12 protein-coding genes are annotated in these 12,948 nt (G+C 45.3%); 8 read left to right on the top strand and 4 right to left on the bottom strand.

Going from position 1 to position 12,948, the window contains the following annotated elements:
• The first annotated feature begins 113 nt into the window (after window positions 1–113).
• Window positions 114–1,055 (top strand): ROK family glucokinase, encoded by a 942-nt coding sequence (locus AB5Z12_RS16305; RefSeq protein ID WP_173719269.1) that lies wholly within the window; start codon window positions 114–116, stop codon window positions 1,053–1,055.
• Window positions 1,056–1,277: 222 nt separating this feature from the next.
• Here the strand turns inward: AB5Z12_RS16305 and AB5Z12_RS16300 are convergent, their stop codons facing one another.
• Window positions 1,278–3,875 (bottom strand): transglycosylase domain-containing protein, encoded by a 2,598-nt coding sequence (locus AB5Z12_RS16300; protein ID WP_195992324.1) that lies wholly within the window; start codon window positions 3,873–3,875, stop codon window positions 1,278–1,280.
• A 243-nt stretch (window positions 3,876–4,118) separates the two neighbouring features.
• On the opposite strand from AB5Z12_RS16300, the gene AB5Z12_RS16295 reads away from it, so the two are divergent.
• Window positions 4,119–4,775, top strand: a complete 657-nt coding sequence (locus AB5Z12_RS16295) for a YigZ family protein (RefSeq protein ID WP_118583900.1) — start codon at window positions 4,119–4,121, stop codon at window positions 4,773–4,775.
• A gap of 118 nt (window positions 4,776–4,893) precedes the next feature.
• On the opposite strand, the gene AB5Z12_RS16290 is transcribed toward AB5Z12_RS16295, so the two are convergent.
• Entirely contained in the window at window positions 4,894–5,412 is a 519-nt protein-coding gene (locus tag AB5Z12_RS16290) for a peptidylprolyl isomerase (protein WP_118583898.1), read from the bottom strand.
• Window positions 5,413–5,509: 97 nt separating this feature from the next.
• Between AB5Z12_RS16290 and tsaE the strand changes: the two genes are divergently transcribed.
• Genes tsaE through rimI form a run of 3 tightly spaced genes read left to right on the top strand, consistent with a single transcriptional unit; the run spans window position 5,510 to window position 7,189 of the window.
• The gene (tsaE, locus tag AB5Z12_RS16285) at window positions 5,510–5,962 is read left to right on the top strand and encodes a tRNA (adenosine(37)-N6)-threonylcarbamoyltransferase complex ATPase subunit type 1 TsaE (protein ID WP_173769961.1); all 453 of its coding nucleotides are present in this window, start codon (window positions 5,510–5,512) and stop codon (window positions 5,960–5,962) included.
• A 35-nt stretch (window positions 5,963–5,997) separates the two neighbouring features.
• A complete protein-coding gene (tsaB, locus tag AB5Z12_RS16280; RefSeq protein ID WP_368357315.1) occupies window positions 5,998–6,726 on the top strand; it encodes a tRNA (adenosine(37)-N6)-threonylcarbamoyltransferase complex dimerization subunit type 1 TsaB in 729 nt (242 codons plus the stop codon).
• A 22-nt stretch (window positions 6,727–6,748) separates the two neighbouring features.
• A complete protein-coding gene (rimI, locus tag AB5Z12_RS16275; RefSeq protein WP_148463469.1) occupies window positions 6,749–7,189 on the top strand; it encodes a ribosomal protein S18-alanine N-acetyltransferase in 441 nt (146 codons plus the stop codon).
• A gap of 60 nt (window positions 7,190–7,249) precedes the next feature.
• Here the strand turns inward: rimI and AB5Z12_RS16270 are convergent, their stop codons facing one another.
• On the bottom strand, window positions 7,250–7,315 hold the full coding sequence (locus tag AB5Z12_RS16270; protein ID WP_319017194.1) for a DUF6783 domain-containing protein: 66 nt from the start codon (window positions 7,313–7,315) through the stop codon (window positions 7,250–7,252).
• A gap of 39 nt (window positions 7,316–7,354) precedes the next feature.
• Window positions 7,355–9,943 carry a YfhO family protein gene (locus AB5Z12_RS16265; RefSeq protein WP_226815595.1) on the bottom strand — a complete coding sequence of 863 codons (2,589 nt, stop codon included), beginning with the start codon at window positions 9,941–9,943 and terminating at the stop codon, window positions 7,355–7,357.
• A gap of 268 nt (window positions 9,944–10,211) precedes the next feature.
• On the opposite strand from AB5Z12_RS16265, the gene AB5Z12_RS16260 reads away from it, so the two are divergent.
• From AB5Z12_RS16260 to ispD, 3 genes are read left to right on the top strand one after another with little or no spacing between them, the layout of a single operon-like run.
• A complete protein-coding gene (locus AB5Z12_RS16260; RefSeq protein ID WP_148463467.1) occupies window positions 10,212–11,123 on the top strand; it encodes a ribonuclease Z in 912 nt (303 codons plus the stop codon).
• 3 nt (window positions 11,124–11,126) lie between these two features.
• Window positions 11,127–12,146 (top strand): tRNA (adenosine(37)-N6)-threonylcarbamoyltransferase complex transferase subunit TsaD, encoded by a 1,020-nt coding sequence (gene tsaD / locus AB5Z12_RS16255; protein WP_368357316.1) that lies wholly within the window; start codon window positions 11,127–11,129, stop codon window positions 12,144–12,146.
• The gene (gene ispD / locus AB5Z12_RS16250) at window positions 12,146–12,841 is read left to right on the top strand and encodes a 2-C-methyl-D-erythritol 4-phosphate cytidylyltransferase (RefSeq protein WP_148463465.1); all 696 of its coding nucleotides are present in this window, start codon (window positions 12,146–12,148) and stop codon (window positions 12,839–12,841) included. The genes tsaD and ispD overlap by 1 nt, the downstream gene beginning before the upstream one ends.
• Window positions 12,842–12,948 lie beyond the last annotated feature (107 nt).

Raw genomic sequence — 12,948 nt, 5'->3', positions numbered from 1 at the left:
TAATAGGCTTTAAGGCACAGTAATGCATAGAACGGTAATGCATAGAACGGTAATGCATAGAACAGTAATGCATAGAATAGTAATTCATAGATCAGAAAGGATGGAAATTTACAATGGGTATGTATTGTTTTGGTATTGATGTAGGAGGAACTTCTGTAAAATGCGGTCTGTTTCTTACGAATGGAACTTTGGTTGAGCAGTGGGAGATTCCTACAAGACTGGAGAATAACGGTTCTTCAATCCTGCCGGATGTTGCAGATGCAATCAAGACGAAGTTGGATGAGAGAGGAATCACAAAGGATAATGTAGACGGTGTTGGTATCGGCATTCCAGGACCTGTTAATGAGAATGGTGAAGTTCCTATGGCAGTTAACCTGCACTGGGGCTTTAAGGCCGTAGCAAGCGAATTAAGCGCACTTACAGGTCTTCCGGCAAAGGCAGCCAATGATGCCAATATCGCAGCTCTTGGAGAGGCATGGAAGGGTGCTGCAGAGGGTTCCAAGAACGTGATCCTGGTAACACTTGGAACTGGTGTTGGCGGCGGTATCATCATCGACAGCAAGATCATCGCAGGTTATCACGGTGCCGGTGGAGAGATTGGACATGCATGTGTCAATCACAATGAAGTTCGCCCATGTAACTGCGGTAATCACGGATGTCTGGAGCAGTATGCATCTGCAACCGGAATTGTACGTGTGGCAAATGACATTCTGGAGGAGAGCCAGGAGGACAGCAAGATGCGTCATGTAGAGAAGCTTTCTGCTAAGAATGTTCTTGACTTCTACAAGGAGGGTGACGCTCTGGCTGTTAAGACTATGGAGAAGGTTGGCGATATTCTGGGAAGCACACTTGCCGTGTTTGCATGTGTAACAGATCCAGAGGCAATTGTAATTGGCGGCGGTGTATCCAAAGCAGGCAAACCTCTTACAGACTGTATCCAGAAGTACTATCAGAAATATGCATTCCCATCCTGCAAGAGTACTCCGATCATTCTTGCAAGCCTTGGAAATGATGCCGGTATCTATGGCGCAGCCCGCATGGTGATCAAAGACTGATTTCAGATCATCCGGAGAATTTCATAATACATAAAATCACGAAACGCCTTGTGCAGAAGATTGCTGAATCTCAGCAGACTCTGCGCAAGGCGTTTCTTTGTATATATAGTTCATCGCTTCCGGCACTGAACAGCTATTATTTTGGCAGAAAAAAACTGCAGCTTTCTGGAAACGAAAACTGCAGTTTTAATTGTTTATAACTGACTGTTAGCTGAAAGCTTTTTAGTAATAATAAATATCATCATTACCAGAATCTCCGCCGCTTTCATCTGGATACTGGATATCACCGCCGCCGGTACCGTCACCGCCAGTACCGTCACCGCCAGTACCATCGCCGCCAGTGCCGTCACCGCCACTGCCATCTGTATTGTCTGTGCCGTCCGGATTTTCCGGATCTGGAGTTGGAGTGGCATTTTCATCGTAGATTTCCATATCTTCATCCTGACTCTCGTCATATTCGTAGAAATGCTGGTCACAGTACTCTGTAGGCATGGTTCCTACATCAAAGTACTCTTCTGTAACCGGGCAGCCAACTCTTGGAAGAAGTCCTGTATCAGCACAGATACTGATCTGCTCAATACCATCCGGAACTTCGAAATCTTTGTATTCCATTCCCTGATGGATCCGGTTCATGACCTTACGCCATAATGTCTTGTGGAAATTACGTGCATCACCTTCCGGTATCTTCTGGTTGCCGTCGTAGCCGGACCATACTGCGCATGTGTAATATGGTGTATATCCTACGAACCAGAGGTCATTGTATGCATCTGTAGTACCTGTCTTACCTGCAACTGCCATATTATCAAGCTGGCAGGCTGTACCGGTACCATTCTGAACTACATCCTCAAGGGCGCTTGTAAGAAGATAAGCTGTTGTTTCCTTAATGACGGAGCGTCCTACAGAGTTGTTCTCAATCAGTACGTTTCCGTTGTGATCAAGAATCTTGGTGTAGTAAACCGGTTTGATATAATTACCGCCGTTCGCAATGGCTGCGTATGCGGCACAAAGCTCTACGTTCTTAACACCGTAGGTCAGACCGCCAAGTGCTGTAGGCAGGTTGGCATCTGTGTAAACATTGCCATTGGCATCGGTATCCGCTTCTGTACCATGCGCCAGTGTAGTAAATCCAAAGTTGTCCAGATATTTCAGACCAAGCTCAGGGGTTACATCCTCAAAACACTGAACTGCAACGGTATTGACAGAATTACGGATCGCTGTACGGATCGTAGTGGTACCATTAAAGCTGCCGCTTGCATTATTGACCGGTGCGCCGTTGTCGTAGGTGATTGGCTGGTCTTCGTAAGTGGTAGCCAGCGTCATGCCCTTCTCATTAAGGGCCGCAGCATAGGTGGATACGATCTTAAATGTAGAACCTGGCTGACGGGTACTGTCTGTAGCACGGTTCAGGGTAAGGCTGGCAGTCTTGGTTCCACGTCCGCCAATGATCGCCTTCACATATCCGGTATGCTGGTCGATGATCGTCATTGCTGACTGAGGCTGGGGGGCAAAGCTTACACGCTCTGCAACAACCGTGCTTCCGTCTGCAAGAATATTCGCTTTATAACGGTCTACATAAGTCTGTCCCTCGTCCTGGGAATCAAACAAAAGATCAAAAGACGGATCCTCATTCTGGAAGTAAAGCTTCATCATTTCCTTGCTGTAGTTTACTTCCTGTCCATCCGGCTGCTTCACGGTAAGGGCATAATCAAGTGCGTACTGTACGTAATCCGGATAGTTGGATGGATCGGAATATTCCTCATCCACAATGTTCTGGATGTCCGGATCCTGGGTAGTCATGATCTTCAGGCCACCGCTATACAGAAGGTTCTGTGCCTGCGTCTTGGTGTATCCCTTGATATTCATCAGATCATTGATAACCTGCTTGGTAAGCTCGTCCTCAAAGTAAGAGTATGTCTTGCTGGAAGACTGTGTATTAGAAGCCTGCGCCTCCTGAATGCGGGTGTAGACATCATCATTAATAGCATCGTCATACTGCTCCTGAGTGATGTAACCCTGATCCAGCATATGGTCAAGAACCTCTTTACGTCTCTTTGCGTTTTCCTTGGGATTCTCGATTGGGTTGTATTTGGTAGGAGCCTGGGTGATACCTGCCAGAGTTGCACACTCGGAAAGATTCAGATCCCACACATCTTTATTAAAATACTGACGGGCAGCAGCCTGTACACCGTATGCACCTGCACCAAGGTTGATGGTATTCAGGTAATTCTCAAGGATCACGTTCTTGTCGCCGATCTTTTTCTCAATCTCAACGGCGAGAAACTGCTCCTGAAGCTTACGTGTAAATCGCTCCACCTGTGTAGATTCGTTGGTCCAGTTGGTGAAAACGTTGTTCTTCAGAAGCTGCTGGGTAATGGTACTTGCACCCTCGGAAAAGCTTCCGGTAGTAAGTGCTTTCACACCAGCACGAAGAATACCTCTTACATCAATTCCATTATGCTCATAAAAACGCTCATCCTCGATAGCCACTACTGCATGCTGCAGATCCTCCGGAATCTGGTCAATGGAAACCGGAAGTCGGTTGGCATTAGGTGCTGCCAGTTTACGAATCTGATTACCATTGCAGTCATAGAGGAAAGTGGCATAACCAAGAGGCATGATATCCACTTCATTTACGTCCGGCGTATTTGCAAGTATTCCACGAATGGAACCGATTCCAAGACTGGACACTGCAACGCACAGGGCGATCAGGCCGATGAAAAGGACTCTGATAAACGAAACATGTGCCCTTTTTCCCATCATGGACGAGCGGGAAATAAGAGAATTCCGTTTCTTAGAGGCCGATTTTTTTCCGTAGTTCATGATAAACCTCCTTTATAATCCGTTCTATTATATCAAATCCAGGTTCGTAAATAAACCCTAAAATCGAATATTTCTGTGAACTTTGTTCACAAAAACACCTCGCAGAATGGTACCAGTGAATAGTAAGGTGAACAGCATCCTTTTACAAGACTGGAAAGAAAAGCCAATTCATGTTACACTATAGCAAATGAGGAAGAACAAGCTGTTATCTTTATTTTATTATGAGTTTTTGGAGGTTTCCGTATGCTGGAAAATTATAAGACCATCTATGCAGGAGGCGAGGGGGAGATTACGGAGAAGAAATCCCGGTTTATTGCGACGGTGCGCCTGGTGGAAAAAGAGGAGGACGCTCTTGCTTTCATAGAGGAAATGAAGAAGAAATACTGGGATGCCAGACATAATTGCTATGCTTATTCTATTGGAGAACATCGGGAGTTTACAAGGTGCAGCGATGACGGGGAGCCGTCAGGAACTGCAGGACGGCCTATGCTGGATGTGATCCTGGGGGAAGATATTTATAATGTGGCGGTAGTTGTGACCAGATACTTTGGAGGCGTGCTCCTTGGTACCGGCGGACTTGTGCGAGCCTATTCCGGTGCGGTGCAGGCTGGCCTGGGGGAGAGTACGGTGATAGAGAAGCACCATGGGATTTCACTGGCGCTGACTGCGGATTACACAGCTATCGGCAAGCTGCAGTATATTGCAGCAGAGAATCAGCTTCCGGTCCTTGACACGGAGTACACAGACAAGGTGATCATGCATCTTCTTGTGCCAAATGACCAGGTTGGACGAATCCAGAAGGTGATCACAGAAGCAACCAGCGGACGTATAAAGATGGAGAAAGAGAAGGAGCTTTATTTCGCAGATGTGGAAGGCGAAATAAAGGTGTTTGACCATTAAAAGAGAACAAAAACCCCTGCATCTGTGAAAATAAATATTCCACAGATGCAGGGGATAAAATTCTTTTGAAAGCTTTTTAAACATGCTCTGGATCAGTCTGCCTGCAGAGCATGAATGATCAGCACTTCTCTGGCTCTGGATAATCTACGCCGAAGGTGTCAACTGTCATGGATTTGATCTTCTGCTCATCAAGTGGTCTGTCGCTGTAGTCAGTGTCAGTCTCAGCAATCTGGTTTACCACATCCATGCCCTCGGTCACTTTACCAAAAGCAGCGTAAGCACCATCAAGGTGTGGAGCATTTTTGTGCATGATAAAGAACTGGCTTCCTGCTGAATCCGGATGCATGGCTCTTGCCATGGAAAGAACGCCCTCGGTATGTCTTAACTCGTTCTTCACACCGTTCTGAGCAAATTCACCCTTGATGCTGTATCCAGGACCGCCCATTCCGGTTCCGTCCGGGCAGCCGCCCTGGATCATGAAGCCGTTGATAACACGGTGGAAAATAAGTCCGTCATAAAATCCCTTTTTAACAAGGCTGATAAAGTTATTTACAGTATTTGGTGCAATCTCCGGATATAACTCTGCTTTGATCACATCTCCGTTATCCATAGTAATGGTAACAACTGGATTTGCCATAGTTTGATCTCCTTTTTCAAAAAGTATTGTATTTCGTTATTCGTTCTATTATAATATGCAAAGAGCAATTCTGCAAGTAAAAAGGAGTTGTAAAGTTATGATAAAAGAAACATTCAGCCCAGAAGAGACTTTCGCTTTCGGCAAATGGATCGGGGAAAATGCTCTTCCCGGGCAGGTATACACACTGGTAGGAGATCTTGGGGTAGGTAAGACCGTTTTTACCCAGGGCGTGGCAGAGGGACTGGGGATCACAGAGCCTGTAAACAGTCCGACTTTTACCATTATTCAGGAATATGAAAGCGGCCGTATGCCATTTTACCACTTTGATGTGTACCGGATCGGGGACATTGAGGAGATGGAAGAGATCGGCTATGATGACTATTTCTACGGAAATGGAATCTGTCTCATTGAGTGGGCCAATCTGATCGAAGAAATCCTGCCAGAGCAGATCATTGAGATTACCATTGAGAAAAATCTGGAAAAAGGGTTTGATTATCGTAAGATCACAGTAACCGGATTACCAGAGCAGATTAAGTGGCAGAAAAATTAGAAAATCTCCAAAAGTGGGGAGAGTAAGGAGAAAAAATGAAGATTTTAGGTCTTGACAGCTCAGGAATCGTCGCTTCTGTTGCAATAGTGGAGGACGAGAACCTGATTGCGGAATATACAGTTAATTATAAAAAGACACATTCCCAGACACTTCTTCCTATGCTGGACGAGCTGGTGAAGATGACAGAGCTGGATCTGGATACCATTGATGCCATTGCAGTGGCAGCCGGACCAGGCTCTTTTACAGGACTTCGTATCGGTTCTGCTACAGCCAAGGGACTTGGGCTTGCGTTGAAAAAGCCTCTGGTGGAAATTCCCACTGTGGATGCACTGGCATATAATTTGTATGATTCCAGAGCATTGATCTGTCCGATTATGGATGCAAGAAGAAGTCAGGTTTATACAGGAATTTACCGCTTTCAGGAGCATAAGCTGGTAACGGTAGAAGCTCAGATGGCAGTTCCAATGGCTGAGATGATTGAGAAATTGAATGCGAGAGGGGAAGAGGTAGTATTCCTTGGCGATGGCGTGCCTGTCTTTGGAAAAATGATCCAGGAGAACCTGAAGGTTCCATATTCTTTTGCCCCTGCCCATGTGAATAAGCAAAGAGCAGCTGCAGTGGCAGCCCTTGGCGAGATTTATATGAAAGAGGGCAAAATAGTGACTGCTATGGAGCATGTTCCGGAATACCTGAGAGTTTCCCAGGCAGAGCGTGAGCGCGCCCAGAAGCTGCAGGAAGAGAAAGCTTCTGAAAAAAACAGCTGAGAAGAAAAGGAGAAGTCAGAGTATGATTCTTCGTGAAATGCTGGTAGATGACCTGGATCAGGTCATGAAGATTGAAAACGAATTATTTTCCCCGCCATGGACGAAAGAGGGATTTTTTACTTATCTGACCCGCAAGGATGCCATGTTCCTCGTAGTGGAAGAGAAAGGAGAAATCCTGGCTTACTGTGGCCTGATCATGGTTTTGGATGAAGGCGACATTACCAATGTTGCAGTGCGCCCGGACAGGCAGAAAGAGGGGATTGGTCATTTCCTTATGGACAGCCTGATCCGGCTTGCCGAACAGCAGGGAGTTACCACGATCCATCTTGAGGTTCGTACAGGCAACGGAACTGCCATCCGTCTTTATGAAAGAATGGGATTTACAAAAGACGGGATCCGCAAGAAATATTATACGGATCCCGTGGAAGATGCTCTGCTTATGACCAGGCATCCGCGTGGATAAGTGAGAACCTCTCATTCTCGCAATCTGTACGCCCCACTTTGCGGTATATTTCGCCCGGATTCAGTTGACGTAGCCCGCTACGGCAACTGAATCCGGGCAAAATCTCCCACAAATTGTGACGTACATCTTGCAGAAAGCCTTTTTCAAATAGGCTCTAGGCATGGATTATCGCATTCTTTTGTGCCTGAGCGCAAATCCTGTACTACAGAAAATCAAAAGCGCAGCAGCCACAAGGCTGAGTGCAGCCCCAAGTGACTTACCGGGCGCATGGAATTCAATCTGGATTTCATGTGCCCCTTTTTGTAACGGAAAACCAAGAAACGCCTTGTTAACCTGTACCGGTGCAGCTTCTTTCCCATCCACACAAACAATGTATCCTTTGGAGAACGTATAGGAGGTTACGAAATATCCATCTTTCGGCATATCAATACTACCGTTTAGAATCTCTTTCCCGGAAATTTCTTTTTCCTGAAATGTTACCAGCCCCGGATGGAAAAGCAGGCTTAATGGAAGGGTGTAGGCTTTTATATTTGTGAGCTTATATTCTCCTTTGGAAAACATAATGTCCAGAGCATCCATATCCTCATTAGAAGAAATCATATAATAAAAGGTATCATTATTGTTGGGATAAGGAGCCTCAGAGCCGGAAAGCCGGTTTCGTATGCCATTTATGGTAATGGACATATCCTTTTCCCCATTGTATTTTACGTCAAAAGAGAGCAGCAGAATAGTGGATGCCGGCAGTGTTTCCGGCAGTTCCCGGCGGATGGTTTCACTTTTTTTTGAAGTCTTGTGATCAAGAAAATCGGCTGGCAAGGAATATTCCTTCATTTGAGAAGCGTATGGCAAAAAAGCGGCAGAAAGATCACTGGCATTCTCTGAATTGTCAGGAGAATCCGGCACTATTGTGCGATTAGTAATGGTATCCAGTGTCTGCGGATAAGAAAGCTTATCATATTCACTTTCTGTCATCAGAGCCGTACTTCCATAAGCAATAGGCAGCACATTGCTGTTTTCTGCCAGTATATGCCCGTCTTTTTCCAGAAGGGTCTTATAGCCCGCGGGAACTTTATCTGCTTTTGTCTGAATATATCGGACGCCCATCAGATATTCCTGAAAAGGATTTACATCAGCTGTCATGGCAACACGGTTGCGGATGCTGATGGGCATTTGCAGGATATCGTACACCAATGTATTGTAAGTGCTGTTAGAAATAGAAGAATACAAGGTACTTTTATTCTGATCCCCGGTGGTCACGTAGTTTGAATTGTTGGATGGGTGTTCGATCACATCGAACCGTGCCTGCGGATTTTCGCAGCACGCCTCCAGATCCTCTCTGGAAAAATAGTCTCTGGACTCGTCGGCAACGGTGGCGTAATGCTCTTCCTGCCCTTTTGTCAGATAAAGCATAGAAGGAATCGCAAGCAAAAGTACAAGTCCTCCAAGATTTATCCACCAGCAGCTGAATGGTATCATGATCTCTTTTTCTTCCAGAAAAGCGCCAAGGGAAGCACAGACAAGAAGCAGCACAAGATCAGCTGTGACCAGGTGCCGGACCTGCTGATTATGTAAAAAGAAAATAAGCTGTACGATAACCGGAATTGCACAAAGCAAAGCCAGTGGCAGACTGTGCCGTATTTTTTTCTGTCTGAGTCCTTCAAGAGCCTGTGCAGTCAGGTAAAGAATCAAAGGCAGAAATGGGATCAGGCATTTGGGCCTTACATATAAAGTGGCGTTTAAAATCCAGTAAAAAATGTCAAAAAACAGCAGTGTAAAAACAGCAATTGCCAGCTTGCGGGTTTTCTTTTCCCGTATGCACAGAAACAATGCATACAGACAAAAAAGAGTGAGTCCGCAGCCGTAAGGGCTGTAAAGGATGCTGTCCAGTGTGGGGTTCACTCCCAGGATTTTTAACAGGGAAGTGGAATCACCGGTATCCTTTTTATTTCCAAGGATGGCAAGACCAGTGGGAAGCAGGAGAAAGAGATTCATGGATACGGCAAAAGACACGTCCACAATATAGTTCCACCATATTTTGCATTTCCGTTTCTTCTGCATCCTGGCAGGTACAGTTTTCAGATGATCCGGCAGCAGATGTCCGATATAAAGGATGCATGCCAGGAAGCTGGATGGGAAAAAGTAAAAGCTATGCAAAATGCAGAAAAACAGGGAAAGAATCAGTCCGATATGAGGACGAATGTGGTACACGTCCTGTTCCTGGTGCTCAAAAATCCGGTCCAGGCAGAGGAAAGCCAGTAAAAGAAATGGCAGATAATTCACAAACATGATCTGCCTGTGCGCCTGGAAAAAACAGTTTGCACTAAGATAAAAAAAGCCGCATGCAAAGCTGGTAAAATCCGAAAAACCCTTCCTGTGCAGCCAGTAATAAAGAAGTCCGCCTCCAAGCAGGATTTCAAATATTGCATATCCCTGAATAAACCATTCCATTTCCACATGGGGAAAAAGATAGGAAATCAGTACATCCGGGCGCATAAATCCGTAGTAGGAGAGGGAAAAGAAATTGGTTCCGCCTCCAAGTCCGGTGAAGTCCGGAAACAGGCTTCCTGTTGCATAAAAATTTTTTCTCATATAATCAGCAATGGTTACATGCTGGGAATACCAGTCTGTCTCGGAGCCAAACCAGGAACCGGAAGGTATCAGAAGTAAGATGAGAATGCTGCCAGCTGTCAGAAGAAGCAGCAGAGTAATGGCGTTTCGCCAGGTGAATTTTTGAGGCTTGCTGCAGAAAATCATAATAATTCCTTTCTGTTGCTGAGCTTAAAAACAGCAACAAATGTTAAGTTCAAATTATGAAAGCACATTGTAAGCGGTTTGTCAAGCGGCTTCATCTTAATAATTTCTGAATGATTTTCCATATTGGGAAGACCTGACTCTTGTTTTAGGAAACTGCTTGTGTTAAACTTTCCTAGAGCATGTTTGAAAAATGCTGTTATAAGTTTGCTTCGGAAGGCATTTGGAAAACACGTTTTGGGAGAATAAAGAAAAGAGGATATTTTAATATATGTTAGATGTTTGTCTGCTGGGAACCGGAGGTATGATGCCACTTCCAAGAAGATGGCTTACTGCTCTGATGACCCGGTATAACGGCCACAGTCTTCTTATTGACTGCGGCGAAGGAACTCAGGTGGCAATTAAGGAAAAAGGATGGAGCTTTAAGCCTGTTGACGTGATCTGTTTTACCCATTATCACGGAGATCACATCAGCGGACTTCCTGGCCTTCTTCTTACAATGGGGAATGCAGAGCGCACCGAACCGCTTACCTTGATTGGTCCGAAAGGTCTTGAGCGGGTAGTAAACGCACTTCGTGTGATCGCACCGGAGCTTCCCTTTGAACTGAAATTTATCGAGATTAACGGACCTGAACAGGTATTTGAGATCAATGGTTATCGGATCACGGCTTTTAAGGTAAACCACAATGTACTCTGTTATGGATATTCACTGGAGATACTCCGTCAGGGGAAATTTTCCCCGGAGCGTGCCCGTGAGCAGGGAATCCCGCTGAAATACTGGAATCCTCTGCAGAAAGGCCAGACTATTGAAGCCGATGATGTGACATATACTCCGGATATGGTTCTGGGACCTGCTCGAAAGGGACTGAAGGTTACTTACACTACAGATACCAGACCCACCGAGTCAATTATGAAAAATGCGTCTGGCTCAGACCTTTTTATCTGCGAAGGGATGTACGGCGAGGATGACAAGCTGGAGAAGGCAAAAGGCTATAAGCACATGACGTTCCGTGAAGCTGCTACTCTGGCCAAGCAGGCTGATGTAGGAGAAATGTGGCTGACTCATTACAGTCCGTCTCTGATCCGTCCAGATGAATATATGGACATGGTGCGGGATATTTTCCCAAAAGCTTATCCAGGCAAAGACGGAAAAACAATGGAAATGAATTTCGAAGAGGATTAAAAAATGAAAGATACATTCATTCTTGCAATAGAAAGTTCCTGTGATGAAACTGCGGCTTCTGTAGTAAAAAACGGCAGGACTATATTATCAAATGTGATTTCTTCCCAGATTGCGCTTCACACTCTGTATGGAGGTGTTGTGCCGGAAATCGCTTCACGTAAACATATTGAGAAGATTAATCAGGTGATCGAAGAGGCACTTTCCGAGGCAAATGTGACTCTGGATGATCTGGATGCAATTGGCGTTACTTACGGTCCTGGACTGGTAGGGGCTCTTCTTGTGGGCGTAGCTGAGGCAAAGGCCATTGCATATGCGAAGAAGCTCCCTCTTGTTGGAGTGCATCATATAGAAGGACATGTTTCTGCCAACTATATTGAACACCCGGACCTGGAACCGCCGTTTCTTTGTCTGATCGTGTCCGGCGGACACACACATCTTGTAATCGTAAAAGACTATGGAGAATTTGAAATCCTGGGACGCACCAGAGATGATGCTGCGGGAGAAGCTTTTGATAAAGTTGCCCGTGCAATCGGATTGGGTTATCCAGGTGGACCAAAGGTAGATAAATTGGCAAGAGAGGGAAATCCGGACGCCATTGTTTTCCCGAAAGGAAAATTAGGAGACTATCCTTATGATTTTAGCTTCAGTGGCGTGAAATCTGCTGTATTGAACTATATTAACAATGCCCAGATGAAGGGCGAAGAGATCAATCGTGCCGACCTTGCGGCTTCTTTCCAGAAGTCTGTGGTAGACGTACTTGTGGAGCACACAATGCTTGCTGCCAAAGATTATCACATGGATAAGATTGCTATTGCAGGCGGAGTTGCGTCCAACGGAGCTTTGAGAGAAGCTATGACTAAGGCTTGTGAAAAGAGGGGCTATAAGTTCTATCGTCCGTCACCTATTTTTTGTACAGACAATGCGGCGATGATCGGCGTGGCAGCTTATTACGAATATATCAAAGGAACACGCCATGGATGGGACTTAAATGCAGTTCCTAACCTGAAACTGGGAGAGAGATAATGGAGCAGGGCAGATGTACGGCAATCGTTCTGGCGGCAGGCCAGGGCAAAAGAATGCATAGCAAAATACAGAAGCAGTTTCTGGAAATAGGAGGGAAGCCGGTTCTGTATTATTCTCTGCATTGTTTTCAGGAGAGTCCGCTGATCCGGGATATTATTCTGGTGACGGGGGAAGAGATGATTTCTTACTGTGAGCAGGAAATTGTAAAGAAATATGGTTTTTCCAAGGTGCGCAAGGTGACTGCAGGAGGAAAAGAGCGTTATGATTCTGTATATGCAGGATTATTATGCTGTCAGGATACAGATTACGTGTACATTCACGACGGTGCAAGACCGTTTATTACAGAAGAGATGGTTCAAAGAGGATATGAGGCTGTGAAGCGAAACAATGCCTGTGTAATGGGCATGCCCTCCAAGGACACTGTGAAACTGGCAGACTCGTCAGGCTATGTTAAAGAGACTCCAGATCGTAAAATTGTATGGAATATTCAGACTCCTCAGATATTTTCTTATGATCTGATTCGCGGAGCTTATGAAAGCATACGCAAAAAGGACATGACAGGGGTAACAGATGATGCAATGGTAGTGGAGCAGGAGACTGGAACCAAGATCCTTCTTGTGGAGGGATCTTACCAGAATATCAAGATCACTACACCAGAAGATCTGGCGATTGCAGAGGCTTTTTTGAGATATTGAATGAATTTTTGAAAAAAATAAAAAATCTTGTGTCAAGCGTTTTTGAAAATGTCCTAAAATAATTGAAGTATTAGCCCCGGCTTTTTGCTGGGGCTTGTTATATTGAT

Source organism: Ruminococcus sp. RTP21358st1_G6_RTP21358_211008 (assembly GCF_040908885.1).
In the GTDB taxonomy this organism is placed as follows: Bacteria; Bacillota; Clostridia; order Lachnospirales; family Lachnospiraceae; genus Blautia_A; species Blautia_A faecis.
Note: the sequence above shows the minus strand (reverse complement) of the source record. Positions and strands in the feature narration are given on the sequence as shown.

What these genes read in the sequence shown, in the direction of transcription:
- tsaB (WP_368357315.1), top strand. Translation starts at nt 5,998, where the DNA reads ATGAAGATTTTAGGTCTTGACAGCTCAGGAATCGTCGCTTCTGTTGCA.
- tsaE (WP_173769961.1), top strand. Translation starts at nt 5,510, where the DNA reads ATGATAAAAGAAACATTCAGCCCAGAAGAGACTTTCGCTTTCGGCAAA.
- rimI (WP_148463469.1), top strand. Translation starts at nt 6,749, where the DNA reads ATGATTCTTCGTGAAATGCTGGTAGATGACCTGGATCAGGTCATGAAG.
- AB5Z12_RS16300 (WP_195992324.1), bottom strand. Translation starts at nt 3,875, where the DNA reads ATGAACTACGGAAAAAAATCGGCCTCTAAGAAACGGAATTCTCTTATT.
- AB5Z12_RS16295 (WP_118583900.1), top strand. Translation starts at nt 4,119, where the DNA reads ATGCTGGAAAATTATAAGACCATCTATGCAGGAGGCGAGGGGGAGATT.
- tsaD (WP_368357316.1), top strand. Translation starts at nt 11,127, where the DNA reads ATGAAAGATACATTCATTCTTGCAATAGAAAGTTCCTGTGATGAAACT.
- AB5Z12_RS16290 (WP_118583898.1), bottom strand. Translation starts at nt 5,412, where the DNA reads ATGGCAAATCCAGTTGTTACCATTACTATGGATAACGGAGATGTGATC.
- AB5Z12_RS16260 (WP_148463467.1), top strand. Translation starts at nt 10,212, where the DNA reads ATGTTAGATGTTTGTCTGCTGGGAACCGGAGGTATGATGCCACTTCCA.
- AB5Z12_RS16305 (WP_173719269.1), top strand. Translation starts at nt 114, where the DNA reads ATGGGTATGTATTGTTTTGGTATTGATGTAGGAGGAACTTCTGTAAAA.
- ispD (WP_148463465.1), top strand. Translation starts at nt 12,146, where the DNA reads ATGGAGCAGGGCAGATGTACGGCAATCGTTCTGGCGGCAGGCCAGGGC.
- AB5Z12_RS16265 (WP_226815595.1), bottom strand. Translation starts at nt 9,943, where the DNA reads ATGATTTTCTGCAGCAAGCCTCAAAAATTCACCTGGCGAAACGCCATT.